The organism is Pseudomonas sp. 13B_2.1_Bac1 (assembly GCF_025466155.1).
GTDB lineage: Bacteria > Pseudomonadota > Gammaproteobacteria > Pseudomonadales > Pseudomonadaceae > Aquipseudomonas > Aquipseudomonas aylmerensis.
The window spans coordinates 1-18,234 of record NZ_JANLOH010000106.1 but is presented as its reverse complement, the minus strand read 5'-3'; the positions used below and the strand labels follow the sequence as shown (position 1 = coordinate 18,234).

Below are 18,234 nucleotides of genomic sequence, written 5' to 3'. Positions count from 1 at the left end.
AATTATTCCTCGATTTCATTCAGGTTGCGCCCGGCCAGTGCGGCTTTCACCGTCTGATCCATGCGCCGGGCGGCAAACGCATCCGTGACCTGCGACAAGCGCTTGGTCTGCTGCTCGATGGCGTAACCATCGTTGCCTTTCATCAGTTCAGCCAGTTCCTGCATTTGCAGGTCGATGACCATGCGCTCTTCGGCATCCAACAGGCGCTCGCCATCCGCCTCAAGGGCGCCCTGCACCGCTTCGAGCAGGCGCTGGGCATCCACTTGCTGCTCACGCAATACGCGGGCGACCTTGTCGTCACCGGCATATTGGAACGAGTCCTTGAGCATCTTGGCGATTTCGCCGTCGGTCAGGCCGTAGGACGGCTTGACCTGGATGCTGGCTTCGACGCCGGACGCCAGTTCGCGCGCAGCGACACTGAGCAGGCCATCGGCGTCGACCTGGAAGGTCACGCGAATCTTCGCCGCACCGGCCACCATCGCCGGAATGCCGCGCAATTCAAAGCGCGCCAGGGAGCGGCAATCGCTGATCAACTCGCGCTCGCCTTGCAGCACATGAATCATCATGGCCGTCTGGCCATCTTTGTAAGTAGTGAAGTCCTGGGCGCGGGCAACGGGGATGGTGGTATTACGTGGAATCACCTTCTCCATCAGGCCGCCCATGGTTTCGAGGCCCAGGGACAGCGGAATCACGTCGAGCAGCAGCAACTCGCCACCATCGCGCTTGTTCCCAGCCAGGGTATCGGCCTGGATCGCAGCACCAATGGCAACTACCTGATCCGGGTCGATTTCAGTCAGCGGCTGGCGACCAAAGGCTTCGGCCACGGCCTCGCGAACGCGCGGCACACGGGTGGAACCACCCACCATGACCACGGCACCGACGTCTTCCAGCTCAATACCGGAATCACGCACGGCGCGACGGCAAGCCTTGAGGCTGCGGGCAACCATCGGTTCGATCAACGCATCGAAGGCGTCGCGGGTCAGTTGCGCCGACCAAGTGCCGTAGGACACTTCAACGGAGGCGGCATCAGTCAACGCTTCCTTGGCCGCACAGGCGGTTTGCAACAGGTTGCGTTGCGCGCCCGGATCCAGGTCAGCCGACAAGCCGGCGCTGGAGATGATCCAGCCCGCAATGGCATGATCGAAGTCATCGCCGCCCAGGGCGCTGTCGCCGCCGGTGGCCAGCACTTCGAAGACACCGCCGGTCAGGCGCAGGATCGAAATATCAAAGGTGCCGCCGCCCAGATCATAAATAGCGACCAGGCCTTCTGCGTGCTGATCCAGGCCATAGGCCACGGCCGCCGCAGTAGGCTCGTTGAGCAGGCGCAGCACGTTGAGGCCGGCGAGTTTCGCCGCGTCCTTGGTGGCTTGGCGCTGAGCATCATCGAAATACGCCGGAACGGTGATCACCGCGCCCACCAGTTCGCCGCCCAAGGTGGATTCCGCACGCTGGCGCAACACCTTGAGAATATCGGCAGACACTTCCACCGGGCTCTTCGGCCCCTGGACAGTGTCGATGAACGGCATATGGGATTCGCCACCGACAAAGCGGTACGGCAGCTGGTCGCCCAATTGCTTGACGTCGGACAGACCACGACCCATCAAGCGCTTGACCGACAGCACGGTGTTCAAAGGATCGGCAGACGCGGCCAGCTTGGCCGACTCGCCTACTTCGGTGCGATCAGCGTGATAGCGCACGGCGGACGGCAGGATCACCTGGCCATCGGCGTCGGGCAGCGGCTCGGACAGGCCGCTGCGCAAGGCAGCAACCAGGGAATTGGTGGTGCCCAGGTCAATCCCCACCGCCAGGCGACGCTGGTGCGGTTGAGGGCTTTGGCCGGGTTCGGCGATTTGCAGTAGAGCCATGGTAATCAGGTCTTATCTGTCTATCAGGCGTGCATCACGGGCAGCACTGGGTTAATCGTCGAGGCGCTCTTCTAACTGGCGCACTTCGTAGGTGAGCTTGTCGAGGAACTGCATGCGCCGCATCAGGCGTTCGGCCTGTTCGCGTTGCGCAGCATCGTTCCAACAGGCTGCGAAGCTTTCGTTGAGCTCATCCTGGGCCGTTTTCAGACGACGCTTGAAGACCGCGACACCCGCCAGATCGGCTTCGTCCTGCAAGTCTTCGAGCTCTTCGCGCCACTGCATCTGCTGCATCAGGAAGTCCGGATCGTGAACCGTGACTTCCAGCGGCAACTCGCCACCATTCATCGCGAGCAGGTAACGCGCGCGTTTCGGAGGGCTTTTGAGCGTCTGATAGGCTTCGTTGAGGCTGGCCGATTGCTCCAGGGCCTGGCGTTGCTCACGCTCGGAAGCGTCAGCGAAGCGGTCCGGGTGCACGCCACGCGCCAATTCACGGTAGCGCGTGGCTAGCTGTTCGAGGTCCAGCCGGAAACTCGGCTGCAGCTCGAATAAAGCGAAATGACAAGGAGTACCCACGAATAGCCTCAGATGTTGAAGCTTTCGCCGCAGCCACACTCACCGCGCACGTTGGGGTTGTTGAACTTGAAGCCTTCGTTCAACCCTTCCTTGACGAAATCGAGTTCGGTGCCGTCCAGGTAGGTCAGGCTCTTGGGGTCGATAATCACTTTCTCGCCGTGACTTTCGAACACCTGGTCTTCCGCAACCACCTCGTCGACAAACTCCAGCACGTAGGCAAGGCCGGAACAGCCCGTGGTGCGAACACCCAGACGAATCCCCTCACCTTTACCGCGCCCATTCAGGGAGCGGCGAATGTGCTGCGCAGCCGCTTCTGTCATGCTGATAGCCATCGTTGACTCCTTACTCGTCGCCAAATGCTTAGATCAAGCCTTTCTTCTGCTTGTAGTCGCGAACGGCCGCCTTGATGGCGTCTTCAGCGAGTACCGAGCAGTGAATTTTCACCGGCGGCAGGGCCAGTTCTTCGGCCAGCTGGGTGTTGCTGATAGTGACAGCCTCATCCAGGGTCTTGCCTTTCATCCACTCGGTAGCGAGGGAGCTGGAGGCAATGGCGGAACCGCAGCCATATGTCTTGAATTTGGCGTCTTCGATAACGCCAGCCTCGTTGACCTTGATCTGCAGGCGCATCACATCGCCGCACGCCGGAGCGCCGACCATGCCGGTGCCGACATCAGGGTCTTCCGCGTTCATCTTGCCGACGTTGCGCGGGTTTTCGTAGTGGTCGATGACCTTTTCGCTGTAAGCCATGGTACTGAATCCTCACTCATCAGGGCCGCTCTGGAACCCTGTAAAAACGCCTGCGTTTTCCGCCACGTTCCTACAGAGCTTGGGTGGCGGCTTCTATATTTAGTGTGCCGCCCACTCGATCTTGGAAATATCGACACCGTCTTTGTACATGTCCCACAGCGGCGACAAAACGCGCAGCTTGTTGACGGCCTCGCAGACTTTCTGCGCGGCGTAGTCGACTTGTTCTTCGGTGGTGAAGCGGCCGAACGTAAAGCGGATCGAGCTATGTGCCAGTTCGTCGTTGCGGCCCAGGGCGCGCAGGACATACGAAGGCTCAAGCGAAGCCGAGGTGCAGGCCGAACCGGACGAAACCGCCAGGTCCTTGAGTGCCATGATCAGCGACTCGCCTTCGACGTAGTTGAAGCTCAAATTCAGGTTGTGCGGTACACGGGCGGTCATGCTGCCGTTGATGTACAGCTCTTCAAGGTTCTCGACCTGCTTGTAGAAGCGATCGCTGAGGGCCTTGATGCGTACATTTTCGGCAGCCATGTCTTCCTTGGCTACGCGGAAAGCTTCGCCCATGCCGACGATCTGGTGGGTCGCCAGGGTGCCCGAACGCATGCCGCGCTCGTGACCGCCGCCGTGCATGGTGGCTTCGATACGCACGCGAGGCTTGCGGCTCACGTAGAGCGCGCCGATGCCTTTAGGGCCGTAGGTCTTGTGGGCAGAGAACGACATCAGGTCGACTTTCAGTTTCGACAGGTCGATATCGACCTTGCCGGTGGACTGGGCAGCGTCGACGTGCAGCAGGATGCCCTTGGAACGGGTCAGCTCGCCAATGGCCGCGATGTCATTGATGGTGCCGATTTCGTTGTTCACGTGGATCACGGAAACCAGGATGGTGTCTTCACGCAGCGCGGCTTCGATCATGGCCGGGGTGACGATACCGTCGGTGGTTGGCTCGAGGTAGGTCACCTCGAAACCTTCACGCTCCAGTTGGCGCATGGTGTCGAGGACAGCCTTGTGCTCAATCTTGGTGGTGATCAGGTGCTTGCCCTTGGTCGCATAGAAATGCGCCGCGCCCTTGATTGCCAGGTTGTCGGACTCGGTAGCACCGGAGGTCCAGACGATTTCACGCGGGTCTGCACCCACCAGGTCGGCGACCTGGCGACGAGCATTCTCGACCGCTTCCTCGGCTTTCCAGCCGAATACGTGGGAACGGGAGGCCGGGTTGCCGAAGTTTCCGTCAACCAGCAGGCATTCACTCATCTTTTGCGCGACACGCGGATCAACCGGGGTGGTCGCTGAGTAATCAAGGTAAATCGGCAATTTCATGGACTTTCTCCTAAATCAGGCTGGCTGGCGTGCCGTTAGCTCTTCGGCTGTCACTCGACGGCGGACGCTTCAATCTTGTCCAGACGCGGCGCCTTGGTGTTGCAACGGCGCTGGTCCTGACGCTGGGCTACTTCTTGCACCTCACGGCGAGTCACAAGATCAGCCAAGCTGATACCACTCAAAAACTCATGGATCTGCAGGCTCAAGTCACACCACAGGTGGTGCGTCAGGCAGGTGTCGCCGGCGTGGCAGTCACCCAGACCCTGGCATTTGGTTGCATCGACGGATTCGTTCACCGCGTCGATGACCTGGGCTACCTGAATGCCCTGCATGTCGCGGGACAGTTGATAGCCGCCGCCCGGCCCACGCACGCTGGAAACCAGGTTGCTGCGGCGCAACTTGGCGAACAGTTGCTCGAGGTAGGACAGGGAAATGCCTTGGCGCTCGGAGATATCGGCCAGGGACACCGGCCCAGTTTGCGCGTGCAAGGCCAGGTCAAGCATGGCGGTCACCGCGTATCGGCCTTTTGTAGTCAGTCTCATGGACAAGTACCAAGGTGTTTCAGAATGGGAGCAAGTATGCGATTCCCGAGTATTTAAGTCAACTATAAGACCTAGTACTTTAGTCAGGATTACCCGTAAAAAGGGCGCGCGAATCATAGCAGGATGGGGTGGGGACGACCAGCAGGAACAAGGTCAGGGCCCCATCTCATGCCCAATGGAGATCAAATGTGGGAGCAGGCTTGCCTGCGATCGGCGGTGGATCAGCAGCCCTAGGGGTAGCTGGCAGACCGCTATCACCGGCAAGCCAGCTCCCACAGGCGAGTTCTATCAACCGTAATATCTAGCCTGCCTTGGTGGCCGACGCTTCGTCCTTGATCTCGGCGAAGTCTTCTTCGCGCAACTCAGGCAGATCTTTCGCACAGTAAGGGCTGCCCAGATCCTTCAGCGCACCGCACATACCCTCCAGCTTGCCATCTACGGCCTGCAGATGATCGAGCAACTGGCCGATGGCGCGCGCCACCGGGTCCGGCATGTCTTCGCTGACGCCGTAGGCATCGAAACCGATCTTCTCGGCCATAGCCTTGCGCTTGGCTTCCTGCTCGTCACCGACTTCCGGCTTGACGATGATCCGCCCTGGAATGCCGACCACGGTCGCGCCGGCTGGCACCGCCTTGGTCACCACCGCATTGGAGCCGACCTTGGCGCCCGCGCCGACCGTGAACGGGCCAAGCACCTTGGCGCCCGCCCCGACCACCACGCCGTCTTCGAGGGTTGGGTGGCGCTTGCCTTTGTTCCAGCTGGTACCGCCGAGGGTAACGCCCTGGTAGAGGGTTACGTCATCCCCAATTTCAGCCGTCTCGCCGATCACAATGCCCATGCCATGGTCGATAAAGAAGCGACGCCCGACCTTGGCCCCCGGGTGGATTTCGATCCCGGTCAACCAGCGACCGAAGTTCGACACCAGCCGCGCCAGCCATTTCCAGCCCATGCCCCACAAGGCGCCGGACAGGCGATGGATCCAGATTGCATGCATGCCCGGGTAGCACGTCAGCACTTCAAAGGCGTTGCGCGCCGCCGGGTCACGGTGGAAAACACTCTGGATATCTTCTCGCAAACGCTCGAACATTTTTAATCCTTCCGCTTAAGAAGCTCGCCACGGGCCGCTTTCTGGGTTTCCGTGAGGATGCCACGCAATATATTCATTTCCGCCCGGCTGACCGAGCTGCGTCCGTACAACCGACGCAGGCGCGCCATCAAGTGCCGTGGTTTTTCCGGATCGAGGAACTCAATGGCCACCAGGGTTTGCTCCAGGTGTTCATAGAATCGCTCCAGCTCGTCCATGGTGGCCAACTCGCCACTCTTGGTCGACGCCACTTCGTCCTTCTCGACCTTGCTCGGCGGCCCTTCTGCGGCCAGCCAGGCCATGCGCACTTCATAACTCAACACCTGCACCGCTGCCCCGAGGTTCAGCGAGCTGAACTCGGGGTCTGATGGAATGTGCACGTGGTAATGACATCGCTGCAGCTCTTCATTGGTGAGGCCGGAGTCTTCACGGCCAAACACCAGCGCGATCTCAGCGCCGCCAGCCGCCTCTTCCACGACCTTGGTCCCGCACTCGCGCGGATCCAGCAGCGGCCAGGGAATGCGGCGATCGCGAGCACTGGTGCCGAGCACCAGGTTGCAACCGACCAGGGCATCTTCCAAGGTGGCGACGACCTGGGCCTTTTCGAGGATGTCATTGGCGCCGGACGCACGGGCATCAGCCTCGTGATGGGGGAACACGCGCGGTTCGACCAGCACCAGGCGCGTCAGCCCCATGTTTTTCATGGCTCGCGCCACCCCGCCGATGTTGCCGGGATGACTGGTATTGACCAAGACGACACGAATGTTTTGCAGCAAGGGAGGCGCTCTCGGACACGGGAAAGGGGAGCAAATCTTACAGAACAGCCTAAGGTTATGCCATGAAAGCTAACGTCGTCCTTCACCTGAAGAAAGTTTCTGCTAGAATGCCCGGCTTTCTTTAACAACCTTAGGTGACACATCCATGCAGCCCATGCTGAATATCGCGCTGCGCGCCGCCCGCAGCGCCAGTGAATTGATCTTCCGCTCCATCGAGCGCCTGGATACCATCAAGGTCGACGAAAAAGACGCCAAGGATTATGTATCCGAGGTGGATCGCGCCGCCGAACAGAAAATCATCGACGCCCTGCGCAAGGCCTACCCTACCCACGGCATCCTCGGTGAAGAAACCGGCCTGCACAAAGGTAGCGGCGAAGGCGAAGACTACCTGTGGATCATCGACCCACTGGATGGCACCACCAACTTCCTGCGCGGCATCCCACACTTTGCTGTGAGCATTGCCTGCAAATACCGTGGCCGCCTGGAACACGCCGTCGTACTCGACCCGGTTCGCCAGGAAGAATTCACCGCCAGCCGTGGCCGTGGCGCCCAGCTGAATGGTCGTCGCCTGCGTGTCAGCGGCCGTACCAGCCTGGACGGCGCCCTACTCGGCACCGGCTTCCCGTTCCGTGACGACCAGATGGACAACCTGGAAAACTACCTGGGCATGTTCCGCGCCCTGGTTGGCCAGACCGCCGGCATCCGCCGCGCCGGTGCCGCCAGCCTGGACCTGGCCTATGTGGCCGCAGGTCGTTTTGATGCGTTCTGGGAATCGGGCCTGTCCGAGTGGGACATGGCTGCAGGCGCCCTGCTGATCCAGGAAGCAGGCGGCCTGGTGAGCGACTTCACCGGCGGTCACGACTTCCTTGAGAAAGGCCACGTGGTTGCCGGCAACACCAAATGCTTCAAGGCAGTACTGACGGCGATCCAGCCGCACCTGCCGGCTTCGCTGAAACGCTAAGCGAGCGAGCACAAAAAAAGCACCCCGAGGGGTGCTTTTTTTATGCCTGGGATTTGGAAAAACCCAGTACCACTGACTCAACACAATCCAATGTAGGCGCTGGCTTGCCTGCGATTGCTGTCAGCCAGCTAATCAGCTGCTGACCCAGCGCAATCGCAGGCAAGCCACCCCCTACATCTGGATCAGTGCCAGGCTTATCAATTACTGCTGGTTCTGACCCAGGATCAGCCGACCTTCTTTATCGACTGGAATCTGGCCACCCGGATCACGGTCCATGCGCACAGACCCTTCCTTGCCATCCAGGTTGTAACGCACGTCATAACCGACCACCTTGTCGCTGATGTCATTGACGGTGTTACAACGGGTTTGAGTGGTGGTGTAGGTATCGCGGTTCTGCATACCTTCCTGAACCTTGTTACCAGCGTAACCGCCACCGACCGCGCCAGCTACAGTAGCCAGCTTCTTGCCATTACCGCCACCGACCTGGTTGCCCAACAGGCCACCGGCCAGTGCGCCGACTACCGTGCCGACGATCTGATGTTGATCCTGAACCGGCTTCTGCCGGGTCACTGCGACGTCCTTGCAGACCTCGCGCGGGGTTTTGATCTGGGTTTTTACCGGCTGCACCGCCAGCACTTGCGCATACTCAGGGCCGCTTTTCACCAGGCTGTAGGTGGCAACAGCACCCCCGGCAGTCACACCGACAGCACCCAATACCGCACCAACCAGCAACGACTTGTTCACGTGAACCTCCTGACCATCACAAACGGACCGAAAGATCCGCGCTATACCCAGCCTTGGAGCAAAAAAAAAGGCACGAGTTCAATACTCGTGCCTTCTTTGTAACAGCAGATCAACAAGCGCCCATCAAGGGCGGTCGTCGACCTCCTTGCCAGTCGCAGCAGGAGGGATCAGGTCTTCGCTGTTGAGGTTCAGCCAGATCAGCACCACGTTGGCGATGTAGATCGACGAGTAGGTACCCGCCAGAACGCCGATGAACAGCGCCAGGGAGAAGCCCCACAGGTTGTCGCCGCCAAAGATCATCAGTGCCGCGATCGCCAGCAAGGTGGAGATCGACGTCGCCATGGTCCGCAACAGGGTCTGGGTGGTGGAAACGTTGATGTTCTCGATCAACGACGCCTTGCGCAGTACCCGGAAGTTCTCACGAACCCGGTCGAATACCACGATGGTGTCGTTGAGGGAGTAACCAATGATCGCCAGTACCGCCGCGAGCACGGTCAGGTCGAAGGTGATCTGGAAGTAGGCGAGGATGCCCACGGTCACGATCACGTCGTGGATCAGCGACACAATGGCGCCGACACCAAATTTCCACTGAAAGCGGAATGCCAGGTAGATCATGATGCCGACCAGCGCCATCAGCATGCCGAGGCCGCCCTGGTCGCGCAGCTCTTCACCGACCTGCGGGCCGACGAACTCGACGCGCTTGACCGATGCCGGGTTGTCACCGCCAACCTTCTGCAAGGCCTCGGCGACCTGGTGACCCAGTTGCGGGTCTTCGCCCGGCATACGCACCAGCAGATCGGTGGTGGCACCGAAGCTCTGCACGATGGCTTCGTGATAGCCGGCCTTGACCAGCTCGTTGCGCACCAGGGTGACGTCGGCCGGCTTCTCGTAGGTCAGCTCGATGAGCGTACCGCCGGTGAAGTCCAGACCGTAGTTCAGGCCCTTATGGAACCAGCTGAACAACGCCAGAACGGTAAGGAGCACAGTGACGCCGAACGCAACGTTGCGAACGCCCATGAAGTTGATTGTACGTAACATGGCAGCCCCTTAAATCCACAACTTCTTGAAGTCACGCCCGCCAAAGATCAGGTTGACCATTGCGCGGGTCACCATGATGGCCGTGAACATCGAGGTAAAGATACCGAGGGACATGGTCACCGCAAAACCTTTGACCGGGCCGGTGCCCATGGCAAAGAGAATCCCGCCGACCAGCAAAGTGGTCAAGTTGGAGTCGAGAATCGCGGTAAATGCCCGGCCGAAGCCTTCGTTGATTGCACGCTGCACGGTCATGCCGGCGGCGATCTCTTCACGGATCCGCGAGAAGATCAGCACGTTGGCGTCAACCGCCATACCCATGGTGAGTACGATACCGGCGATACCTGGCAGGGTCAGTGTAGCTCCCAGCAGCGACATCAGCGCCAGCAGCATTACCATGTTGCCCGCCAGGGCCACGGTGGCGATGATGCCGAAGAAGCGGTAGATGGCGATGATGAACAGCGACACGAACAGCATGCCCCACAAGGCCGCGTCGATACCCTTGGTGATGTTGTCGGCACCCAGGCTCGGGCCGATGGTACGTTCTTCAGCGAAGTACATCGGTGCAGCCAGGCCACCGGCACGCAGCAACAGGGCCAGCTCCGAGGACTCACCCTGGCCGTTCAGGCCGGTGATACGGAATTGAGCACCCAGCGGCGACTGGATGGTCGCCAGGCTGATGATCTTCTTCTCTTCCTTGAAGGTCTGTACCGGCACGTCTTTCTCGACGCCGTTGACGATCTGCTTGGTGTAGGTGGTCACCGGGCGTTGCTCGATGAAGATCACCGCCATGCTGCGACCGACGTTGCTGCGCGTGGCGCGGCTCATCAGTTCGCCGCCGTGGCCATCCAGGCGGATGTTCACTTCAGGGGTACCGTGTTCGCCGAAACCGGCCTTGGCGTCAGTCACCTGGTCACCGGTGATGATCAAGCCACGCTCGATCAGCGCTGGAGGACGGTTGCCTTCGCGGAACTCGAACTCTTCGGCAGTCGCGCGGGTAGCACCCGGCTCAGCCGCCAGACGGAATTCCAGGTTGGCAGTCTTGCCCAGGATACGCTTGGCTTCAGCAGTGTCCTGCACGCCAGGCAGCTCAACCACGATGCGGTTGGCGCCTTGGCGCTGAACGATCGGCTCGGCCACACCCAGCTCGTTGACGCGGTTACGTACCGTGGTCAAGTTCTGCTTGATGGAGTATTCGCGGATTTCCGCCAGCTTGGCTGGGGTCATCGCCAGACGCAGTACAGCCTGGCCATTGAGGTCAGCCGGCACGATGTCGAAATCGTTGAAATTCTTGCGGATCAGCGCACGGGCCTGTTCGCGCGAAGCTTCGTCAGAGAAGCCCAGCTGGATGGCACCGTTGAGCTGCGGCAGGCTGCGATAACGCAACTTCTCTTTGCGCAGCAGGCTCTTCACGTCGCCTTCGTAGACTTTCAGGCGAGCGTCGAGGGCTTTGTCCATGTCGACTTCCAGCAGGAAGTGCACACCACCGGACAAGTCCAGGCCCAGCTTCATCGGGTGCGCGCCGATCTTGCGCAACCAGGTCGGCGTGGTCTGTGCCAGGTTGAGCGCGACGACGTAGTCATCACCCATGACCTTGCGCACAACGTCTTTGGCCGGCAATTGGTCTTCTGCCTTGGTCAGGCGCAGCAAGCCGCCCTTCGCATCAGCCGCCAACGTTGCCGCTTTAACCTGGATGCCAGCGTCGGTCAGTGCCTTGCTCGCGCGTTCCAGGTCAGCCTGATTGACTTGCAGCGAAGTGCTGGCGCCAGTGATCTGGATCGCCGGGTCATCAGGATAGAGATTGGGAGCGGAATAAATAAAACCGATCGCCAGCACCGCCAGGATCAGTACGTATTTCCACAGAGGGTATTTGTTCAGCATCACGCCGCCCGCTTATAACGCGGGGCGCCTTGCGCGCCCCGTCGATTGGTAAAGGTTGTTACTCAGATCGCTTTGAGCGTGCCTTTAGGCAGCGTGGCGGCGATGGCGCCCTTCTGGAACTTCATTTCTACGGTGTCGGAGACTTCCAGAACCACGAAAGCGTCGGAAACTTTGGTGATCTTGCCAGCGATGCCGCCGGTGGTCACAACTTCGTCACCTTTCTGCAGGCTGCCGAGCAGGTTCTTCTGCTCTTTGGCGCGCTTGGCCTGTGGACGCCAGATCATCAGGTAGAAGATGACCAGGAAGCCGACCAGGAAAATCCACTCGAAACCACCGCCCATAGGACCGGCAGCGGCAGGCGCAGCGGCATCAGCCATGGCGTTAGAGATAAAAAAGCTCATTTAGCACTCCAGTTGCAAATAGTGAATCTTAGGGTCGGAAAACTCAGTCCAAGGGCGGCACAGGGAGCCCGCGCTTGGCATAGAAGGCATCGACGAAGGCGGCCAATGTACCCTGTTGAATAGCCTCGCGCAAACCAGCCATCAGGACTTGGTAGTGACGCAAATTGTGGATGGTATTCAACATGCTACCCAGCATTTCCCCACACTTGTCCAGATGGTGCAGATAAGCACGGGAGAAGTTCTGGCAGGTGTAGCAATCACAGGTGGGATCCAGCGGCGAATCATCATGGCGATGGAACGCGTTACGGATCTTCAGCACGCCTGTATCGATGAACAGATGCCCATTGCGGGCATTACGGGTTGGCATCACGCAATCGAACATGTCCACACCGCGGCGCACACCCTCTACGAGATCCTCGGGTTTGCCAACGCCCATAAGGTAACGAGGTTTGTCAGCCGGCATAAGGCCCGGCAGGTAATCCAGCACCTTGATCATTTCGTGCTTGGGCTCGCCCACCGACAAACCGCCGATGGCCAGGCCGTCAAAGCCAATCTTGTCGAGGCCTTCGAGCGAGCGTTTGCGCAGGCTTTCGTGCATGCCGCCCTGGACGATACCGAACAGCGCGGCAGTGTTGTCGCCATGCGCATTCTTCGAGCGCTGGGCCCAACGCAGCGACAGCTCCATGGAAATCCGCGCGACGTCTTCGTCAGCCGGGTACGGGGTGCACTCGTCGAAAATCATCACGATGTCAGAGCCCAGGTCACGCTGCACCTGCATCGACTCTTCCGGGCCCATGAACACCTTGGAACCGTCCACCGGCGAGGCGAAGGTCACGCCCTCCTCCTTGATCTTGCGCATGGCGCCCAGGCTGAACACCTGGAAACCACCCGAGTCGGTCAGGATCGGGCCTTGCCACTTCATGAAGTCATGCAGGTCGCCGTGCTTCTTGATCACTTCCGTACCCGGGCGCAGCCACAGGTGGAAGGTGTTGCCAAGGATGATCTCGGCGCCGGTGGCGACGATGTCACGCGGCAGCATGCCCTTGACGGTGCCGTAAGTGCCCACGGGCATGAACGCCGGGGTCTCGACGGTGCCGCGCGGGAAAGTCAGGCGACCCCGACGGGCTTTGCCGTCGGTGGCGAGCAGTTCAAACGACATACGACTCATAGTTGTTCCTCTGGGCCGCGCGGCGCCGGATTACGGGTGATAAACATCGCATCACCGTAGCTGAAAAAACGGTATCCGTTATCGATGGCGGCTTGATAAGCGGCCATGGTCTCGGGATAACCGGCAAATGCCGACACCAGCATCAACAGCGTGGATTCCGGCAAATGGAAGTTGGTGACCAGGCAATCGACCACATGGAACGGCCGGCCTGGGTAAATGAAGATATCGGTGTCGCCACTGAACGGCTTGAGCACGCCATCACGCGCCGCACTCTCCAGGGAACGCACGCTGGTGGTGCCCACCGCAATCACCCGCCCGCCGCGCGCCTTGCACGCGTCAACCGCGTCCACGACTTCCTGGCTGACTTCCAGCCATTCGCTGTGCATATGGTGATCTTCGATTTTATCCACACGCACCGGCTGAAACGTGCCGGCCCCCACGTGCAGGGTCACATAGGCGGTCTCGACGCCCTTGGCGGCGATCGCATCCAGCAGCGGCTGGTCGAAATGCAGCCCGGCAGTCGGTGCAGCGACGGCGCCGAGGCGTTGGGAATACACCGTCTGATAGCGCTCGCGGTCCGAGTCTTCGTCGGGGCGGTCTATATAAGGAGGCAACGGCATATGGCCGACGCGCTCCAGCAACGGCAACACCTCTTCGGCGAACTTGAGCTCGAACAGCGCATCATGACGCGCGACCATCTCGGCTTCGCCACCACCATCGATGAGGATGCTCGAGCCCGGTTTCGGCGACTTGCTGGAGCGCACATGGGCCAGCACGCGATGGCTATCCAGCACCCGCTCCACCAGAATTTCCAGCTTGCCGCCGGACGCTTTCTGGCCAAACAGCCGTGCCGGAATCACCCGGGTATTGTTGAACACCATCAGATCGCCGGGGCGCAAATGCTCAAGCAAATCAGTGAATTGACGGTGTGCGAGGGCACCGCTCACCCCGTCCAGGGTCAGCAGTCGACTGGCGCGACGCTCGGCCAAAGGATGGCGAGCGATCAGCGAATCAGGGAGCTCAAAAGTAAAGTCAGCAACGCGCATGATGGGGTTCGTCTAGCAGGGCCGGGAAGTCTAGCGGAAATAGTCAAAATTGACCATGAAACGTGATTGACCAACGGTAATCACCTCTCTATACTTCGCCGCCATTGAGCCCTGATGGCGGAATTGGTAGACGCGGCGGATTCAAAATCCGTTTTCGAAAGGAGTGGGAGTTCGAGTCTCCCTCGGGGCACCATCTTAAAAAAAGACCTTGAAATTCAAGGTCTTTTTTTTCGCCTGTAGAAAAGTGGCCAGCCCGCGAAATGACCGGTCGCCGCCGTCGCCACCTTGAAATGCAGTCTCCTGTGGGAGCTGGCTTGCCTGCGAAAACGCCAGACCCAACAGCCTTAAACCACCCGCCTACACACGACTCTCTTCCCCCTCCTCCTCCACACCATTCGGCAACATCCCATTCGCCAAATCATCCACCACCGCCTTCGCCATCTCCCCCAAATAATGCGCCGCCCAGGCATAGCGATCCGCGCCCTTCTCCATCGCTGCATCCAACGCCAGCATTTTGGAACAATGGAGAAGCTCGGAGACATGCTCCAAGGCATCACGGATGGGCACGCCGGAATTGACGCGGAATAGGCGGTGGAGACTTGGCTGCTTGCCGCAGGTAGAAAAGGTGATGACGCCGAGGGTTTTGTTGAGTGGTGGATTGATCATTGGCCACCTACCAGATAGACGGAGGTGCGAGTTGAGGGATTTCGAAGGTAAGACCTGTCATAAACGATCATTGCTTAAGCTCCTAATGTTGAGAGCTGCCACGTTCGTTTCTCATGCGAATGGGTGGCAGCTATGCGCGGGCTGAGAAACCGGGACAATAGGAACCCGGCAGACCCGAAGGTCTCCCACGCATAGCCGCCATTACACAGACTTACGGGCGATAAAAAGCGCCAACAGTCTAATGGATGGTGGCGCCTATGCGCCTATTGTTTCTCGGATTCTCAAGTCCGGTCGCTAGGTTGATAGCGACACAGCGGAAGGTAGCGCAGGAGCGGTTGAAGCAGGAAGCCAGGATCTGTGGCGGGAAATTTCCGGCGGGCTGCCTGGAGCGTCGTGAACGTCAGTAGCGAAGTTTTCGCCTTGCTCCAATTACACAATATACCGAGTGGTTTGAGGACACTGCTGTTTAATCTGATGTACTCCAGCATCATGTAGCCGAGTTTTTTGGCACACGCCACGACTGCCTTCCTGCACACATTCTGCGCGCCTGAGGAAATGCTTAGCGGTCGGTGATCACTCGCCACACGGTAGAGCAACTCGTGACCCAAAACCTTCCTGCCTCTAAAAGTAAGCAAGCCCTGCAGATCCCCTTCCCTTCGGCCTAGCCAGCGCTCGCATGAGAGTTGGCGCGTCACCGGCCGGCCCGATTGTAGGGTCAAGAGCGCCTCACGGAGGACCCTGCATCTATGAGTGGCCGAACGCGGCGGCGCCGGTGATTTCCAGAGCGATGAGATCTTGGCGCGGTTGCGTCAGGTCATCGAACGCTTTGGAGAAAGCCGCTTTACGCGCTGGGAATCTGCCGCCGCCAAGATCGATGAGCACGGCCCACGAACGATTGATCGACTGGGCTTTCGCACGACGATGGAACACGGCATGGGCGATGCCCTGCATACCACCAATACCTATTACGTGCTGCCGGAAGCCTAGAGGGCCGAGATCTTCAAGGGCATGAATATCAGTGCGGTGAACAAGGACCGCTGCAACGGGGCGTGCTCGAGCCGGGAACCGACGGAAAAGCGTACAGCTTGATTCGCCTGCCCGGGTTAGGGCCTCAACGCTGCCACGTGGTGAAGACGGTTCCAGGAACGGATGAAGGCGAGGCCAAGGCCAGTTGACGGCATGCCTGCTGATCGAGGTAGCGCCGGCTCATTCTCGGCCTCGCCAGCCATTCGACAACCATCCCTATTAACCGCAGTACCCAGAGACAATACAGATGAACACTATCCAAGAACTGAAAGACCGCCGCGACCAACTGACCCTCGAAGTGGAGAGCATTCAGGGTGACCTGGCTCCCTTCGAAGAGGCGCTGGAAAGCCCAGAGGTTATCCAGCAGGGCCGTCAACGAGCCGTGCAGGATGAAATCAACGATCACAAAAGACGCATCGACTCGCGAAATCTGGAAATCAGCAACCTGAATCAAAAGATTCATCGCCTTGAGAGATTGGCAAACCGTGAGAGCTTGGCTGCGGGATATCTTAGCGATATGGCGAACTGGAAAGCCGACGAGATGGAACTCAACGAAAAGCGCAGTAGCATCGAGACCCGATTGCAGCAGGTCCGCCAGAGCGATCAGGAAGACATGGCAAAAGCTCGACAAGCTGAAACGGACGCGGCCACCGCTTATGCACAGGCTGTCGCCTGGGGCGATGTGGAGGGCGAGAAAGCGGCCAATGCCGAAGCTCAAAAAGCAGCAAAAAACCTAACGGCTGCGGTTGAACATCACCGCCGCCAACAACTGCTAATCACCGCGCTGGAGCAGGAGCTCGTGACGATTGATCAGCACATCATAAAGGCACAAAAAGAACGCGCCAAGATCGAAAACCAAGCGGCTCATCTGGCGAACACAGTGTTAGAAGAGCAATGGAATGAGGCCGCGAAAACACTTCTGGAGACAGGCGGCAAGCTGTGGGCAGCACGCAACCTGATTAGTCGTGACCCGGTCGCACTGATGAAGCTGGATATCCCTGAACAGGGCGAGCACTTTGGAAGCTGGACCTGGCGCGAACTCGCGGATCGCTCACACCAACACAGCCTGCTTGACCTGCTGGCCGCCTAACCCAAACCTATCCCGAAGCAACCGGCGAGGGCTGGTTGCTTCGGGCCTACTATCGGTCCAATCATGAACAAACTACCACAGAACAGCGCACAGATGCCTGATTACCTGAAGGCCCGAAAGCTTCATTTAAACGGGATAATTGTCGTTCTGGTTGGCATGAAAAAGCTCAACGCTAGAGAAAACAAAGACACCAAGGTTGAGACGCTCACGATTGATGCAATCAAGGCAGAGCTTGACTTCATTGACCTTCAGCTCAAAAGAAAGACCAGTTGATGAAGAAGCGGAGGCTTAAGCAGCTTCCGCTTCACCAGATTCTCCCATTAAAAGCAGGCTTCAGATTTTTCGGCTCTCAGTCTGTGGCGGCTGTGGGCCTATTACCGCTTTCGGCCAAAAACAGATATTCAGACGAGGGCCACCTCTAGGCAATAACCGTCATTGTGGAGATCTTTAATCTAGCCACTCCTTTCCGCCGAAGAGGCTGCAAAACCAGTGGTGATTAGCTTTATGAAGAACCAGCGTATAGCCACCGCTAAGCCACTACCCTACAACGTGCTAGCTCTAAACTAGAAAATATTGCGTAAATATAGCTTTTAACCAAGGAAAATAGTCATCATCAGTCATTGCTTTTGTAATGCTCTCGCCTTTTTGGCCAATCGTGAAAGAATCTAGGCCGCCGCTGTTCATTTTAAAGGTAAAATTATCCGGCAACTTCAACGTCGGATCGTAATACTCATCTTGCATCAGGGAAAAATCGATCTCGTATGGAAATCTATCGAGGATTTGCCCGACCGCGAAGATGAATAGCTCCACAATATCGAGGTAGTCTTCAACCTGCTCTGTAGTAGGTACAATGTACTCGTGCTCGACACGATTGCGTGTCTTATTTAATCTAGACAAAATGCGAGGTGACAATATCCCGCATTTCGAAAGGTACTCCAGTCGCTTATCAAACCCTAGCTTCTTATTTTTGTAGGCAACTTTCCATCCTAGGGCATCGCACAGTGTTTCTGTCTGCAGATGAAAAGCTCTTTTAGCGTTTCCAACAGCGTTAATTAAAGCCCGCTCCCCATTCTGCTCGTCAAAGTCTTGCCTTGCGTATTCCAAATAAGCTGATGGCAAGACTTTTGCCTGATGACTCACCCAACTATAAGTGCCTCCATCATTAACATAGTGGGAAATGTACTCCGGCTTTAAGTTCTTAACGTTCATTCACAGTTCCCAAATACCCGTAAAATTGATATCTATAGTAAACAGACGCTCGACAGTAATGAATCGCGCCGGGTTCCCTAGACACATCTGAATGACCGATTTTGGT

Annotated in this window: 19 protein-coding genes, 1 tRNA gene and 1 pseudogene; 5 read left to right on the top strand and 16 right to left on the bottom strand. The window is 58.4% G+C overall.

All coding sequences use genetic code 11. From position 1 onward, the window contains the following. Nucleotides 1-2: 2 nt before the first annotated feature. The 8 genes from hscA to trmJ all read right to left on the bottom strand — a co-directional run bounded on the left by hscA (nt 3) and on the right by trmJ (nt 6,901). Nucleotides 3-1,865: a Fe-S protein assembly chaperone HscA gene (gene hscA / locus NTD80_RS26350; protein ID WP_262135481.1), complete on the bottom strand. Its 1,863-nt coding sequence runs from the start codon at nt 1,863-1,865 to the stop codon at nt 3-5. Nucleotides 1,866-1,916: 51 nt separating this feature from the next. Next, nucleotides 1,917-2,438, bottom strand: coding sequence for a co-chaperone HscB (gene hscB, locus NTD80_RS26345; RefSeq protein ID WP_106802684.1), 522 nt, complete (start codon nt 2,436-2,438; stop codon nt 1,917-1,919). A gap of 8 nt (nt 2,439-2,446) precedes the next feature. Continuing rightward, a complete protein-coding gene (iscA, locus tag NTD80_RS26340; RefSeq protein WP_003175963.1) occupies nt 2,447-2,770 on the bottom strand; it encodes an iron-sulfur cluster assembly protein IscA in 324 nt (107 codons plus the stop codon). A gap of 28 nt (nt 2,771-2,798) precedes the next feature. Next, a complete protein-coding gene (gene iscU, locus NTD80_RS26335) occupies nt 2,799-3,185 on the bottom strand; it encodes a Fe-S cluster assembly scaffold IscU (protein ID WP_003209682.1) in 387 nt (128 codons plus the stop codon). A gap of 99 nt (nt 3,186-3,284) precedes the next feature. After that, nucleotides 3,285-4,499: an IscS subfamily cysteine desulfurase gene (locus NTD80_RS26330; protein ID WP_017530022.1), complete on the bottom strand. Its 1,215-nt coding sequence runs from the start codon at nt 4,497-4,499 to the stop codon at nt 3,285-3,287. Nucleotides 4,500-4,549: 50 nt separating this feature from the next. After that, on the bottom strand, nt 4,550-5,041 hold the full coding sequence (gene iscR / locus NTD80_RS26325; protein WP_003194020.1) for a Fe-S cluster assembly transcriptional regulator IscR: 492 nt from the start codon (nt 5,039-5,041) through the stop codon (nt 4,550-4,552). A 301-nt stretch (nt 5,042-5,342) separates the two neighbouring features. Next, nucleotides 5,343-6,128: a serine O-acetyltransferase gene (gene cysE, locus NTD80_RS26320; protein ID WP_065908617.1), complete on the bottom strand. Its 786-nt coding sequence runs from the start codon at nt 6,126-6,128 to the stop codon at nt 5,343-5,345. A gap of 2 nt (nt 6,129-6,130) precedes the next feature. Then, nucleotides 6,131-6,901, bottom strand: coding sequence for a tRNA (cytosine(32)/uridine(32)-2'-O)-methyltransferase TrmJ (gene trmJ / locus NTD80_RS26315; protein ID WP_262135480.1), 771 nt, complete (start codon nt 6,899-6,901; stop codon nt 6,131-6,133). A gap of 145 nt (nt 6,902-7,046) precedes the next feature. Between trmJ and suhB the strand changes: the two genes are divergently transcribed. Next, nucleotides 7,047-7,862 (top strand): inositol-phosphate phosphatase, encoded by an 816-nt coding sequence (gene suhB, locus NTD80_RS26310; RefSeq protein WP_003175971.1) that lies wholly within the window; start codon nt 7,047-7,049, stop codon nt 7,860-7,862. A gap of 201 nt (nt 7,863-8,063) precedes the next feature. Here suhB and NTD80_RS26305 read toward each other — a convergent pair whose 3' ends face one another. The 6 genes from NTD80_RS26305 to queA all read right to left on the bottom strand — a co-directional run bounded on the left by NTD80_RS26305 (nt 8,064) and on the right by queA (nt 14,137). Continuing rightward, complete coding sequence (locus tag NTD80_RS26305; RefSeq protein WP_065908615.1) at nt 8,064-8,606, bottom strand: glycine zipper 2TM domain-containing protein; 543 nt, start codon at nt 8,604-8,606, stop codon at nt 8,064-8,066. 123 nt (nt 8,607-8,729) lie between these two features. Next, nucleotides 8,730-9,644 carry a protein translocase subunit SecF gene (gene secF, locus NTD80_RS26300; protein ID WP_065908613.1) on the bottom strand — a complete coding sequence of 305 codons (915 nt, stop codon included), beginning with the start codon at nt 9,642-9,644 and terminating at the stop codon, nt 8,730-8,732. Nucleotides 9,645-9,653: 9 nt separating this feature from the next. Further along, nucleotides 9,654-11,522, bottom strand: coding sequence for a protein translocase subunit SecD (gene secD, locus NTD80_RS26295; protein WP_106802682.1), 1,869 nt, complete (start codon nt 11,520-11,522; stop codon nt 9,654-9,656). A 62-nt stretch (nt 11,523-11,584) separates the two neighbouring features. Then, nucleotides 11,585-11,923, bottom strand: coding sequence for a preprotein translocase subunit YajC (gene yajC, locus NTD80_RS26290; RefSeq protein WP_003175975.1), 339 nt, complete (start codon nt 11,921-11,923; stop codon nt 11,585-11,587). A gap of 43 nt (nt 11,924-11,966) precedes the next feature. Further along, nucleotides 11,967-13,082 (bottom strand): tRNA guanosine(34) transglycosylase Tgt, encoded by a 1,116-nt coding sequence (gene tgt, locus NTD80_RS26285; protein ID WP_003175976.1) that lies wholly within the window; start codon nt 13,080-13,082, stop codon nt 11,967-11,969. Nucleotides 13,083-13,087: 5 nt separating this feature from the next. Further along, nucleotides 13,088-14,137, bottom strand: a complete 1,050-nt coding sequence (queA, locus tag NTD80_RS26280) for a tRNA preQ1(34) S-adenosylmethionine ribosyltransferase-isomerase QueA (protein WP_065908609.1) — start codon at nt 14,135-14,137, stop codon at nt 13,088-13,090. A gap of 108 nt (nt 14,138-14,245) precedes the next feature. Between queA and NTD80_RS26275 the strand changes: the two genes are divergently transcribed. Beyond that, nucleotides 14,246-14,330, top strand: a tRNA-Leu gene (locus NTD80_RS26275). A gap of 164 nt (nt 14,331-14,494) precedes the next feature. Here the strand turns inward: NTD80_RS26275 and NTD80_RS26270 are convergent. Further along, nucleotides 14,495-14,803, bottom strand: a complete 309-nt coding sequence (locus NTD80_RS26270) for a DUF3077 domain-containing protein (protein ID WP_262135479.1) — start codon at nt 14,801-14,803, stop codon at nt 14,495-14,497. A gap of 470 nt (nt 14,804-15,273) precedes the next feature. On the opposite strand from NTD80_RS26270, the pseudogene NTD80_RS31475 reads away from it, so the two are divergent. From NTD80_RS31475 to NTD80_RS26255, 3 genes and pseudogenes are all read left to right on the top strand, one after another. Continuing rightward, a pseudogene (locus NTD80_RS31475) lies at nt 15,274-15,978 on the top strand (DNA/RNA helicase, superfamily II protein); the annotation flags it as partial. A 98-nt stretch (nt 15,979-16,076) separates the two neighbouring features. Beyond that, nucleotides 16,077-16,919: a chromosome segregation protein SMC gene (locus NTD80_RS26260; RefSeq protein WP_262135476.1), complete on the top strand. Its 843-nt coding sequence runs from the start codon at nt 16,077-16,079 to the stop codon at nt 16,917-16,919. 63 nt (nt 16,920-16,982) lie between these two features. Next, nucleotides 16,983-17,192: a hypothetical protein gene (locus tag NTD80_RS26255; protein ID WP_262135475.1), complete on the top strand. Its 210-nt coding sequence runs from the start codon at nt 16,983-16,985 to the stop codon at nt 17,190-17,192. Nucleotides 17,193-17,477: 285 nt separating this feature from the next. Here the strand turns inward: NTD80_RS26255 and NTD80_RS26250 are convergent, their stop codons facing one another. Continuing rightward, on the bottom strand, nt 17,478-18,128 hold the full coding sequence (locus tag NTD80_RS26250; protein WP_262135474.1) for a hypothetical protein: 651 nt from the start codon (nt 18,126-18,128) through the stop codon (nt 17,478-17,480). Nucleotides 18,129-18,234: the final 106 nt, after the last annotated feature.

Excerpts from the sequence above, each read along its gene's own strand:
- hscA (WP_262135481.1), bottom strand. The coding sequence starts at position 1,865 with ATGGCTCTACTGCAAATCGCCGAACCCGGCCAAAGCCCTCAACCGCAC.
- iscA (WP_003175963.1), bottom strand. The coding sequence starts at position 2,770 with ATGGCTATCAGCATGACAGAAGCGGCTGCGCAGCACATTCGCCGCTCC.
- iscU (WP_003209682.1), bottom strand. The coding sequence starts at position 3,185 with ATGGCTTACAGCGAAAAGGTCATCGACCACTACGAAAACCCGCGCAAC.
- NTD80_RS26330 (WP_017530022.1), bottom strand. The coding sequence starts at position 4,499 with ATGAAATTGCCGATTTACCTTGATTACTCAGCGACCACCCCGGTTGAT.
- iscR (WP_003194020.1), bottom strand. The coding sequence starts at position 5,041 with ATGAGACTGACTACAAAAGGCCGATACGCGGTGACCGCCATGCTTGAC.
- cysE (WP_065908617.1), bottom strand. The coding sequence starts at position 6,128 with ATGTTCGAGCGTTTGCGAGAAGATATCCAGAGTGTTTTCCACCGTGAC.
- suhB (WP_003175971.1), top strand. The coding sequence starts at position 7,047 with ATGCAGCCCATGCTGAATATCGCGCTGCGCGCCGCCCGCAGCGCCAGT.
- secF (WP_065908613.1), bottom strand. The coding sequence starts at position 9,644 with ATGTTACGTACAATCAACTTCATGGGCGTTCGCAACGTTGCGTTCGGC.
- secD (WP_106802682.1), bottom strand. The coding sequence starts at position 11,522 with ATGCTGAACAAATACCCTCTGTGGAAATACGTACTGATCCTGGCGGTG.
- yajC (WP_003175975.1), bottom strand. The coding sequence starts at position 11,923 with ATGAGCTTTTTTATCTCTAACGCCATGGCTGATGCCGCTGCGCCTGCC.
- tgt (WP_003175976.1), bottom strand. The coding sequence starts at position 13,082 with ATGTCGTTTGAACTGCTCGCCACCGACGGCAAAGCCCGTCGGGGTCGC.
- queA (WP_065908609.1), bottom strand. The coding sequence starts at position 14,137 with ATGCGCGTTGCTGACTTTACTTTTGAGCTCCCTGATTCGCTGATCGCT.
- NTD80_RS26270 (WP_262135479.1), bottom strand. The coding sequence starts at position 14,803 with ATGATCAATCCACCACTCAACAAAACCCTCGGCGTCATCACCTTTTCT.
- NTD80_RS26260 (WP_262135476.1), top strand. The coding sequence starts at position 16,077 with ATGAACACTATCCAAGAACTGAAAGACCGCCGCGACCAACTGACCCTC.
- NTD80_RS26255 (WP_262135475.1), top strand. The coding sequence starts at position 16,983 with ATGAACAAACTACCACAGAACAGCGCACAGATGCCTGATTACCTGAAG.
- NTD80_RS26250 (WP_262135474.1), bottom strand. The coding sequence starts at position 18,128 with ATGAACGTTAAGAACTTAAAGCCGGAGTACATTTCCCACTATGTTAAT.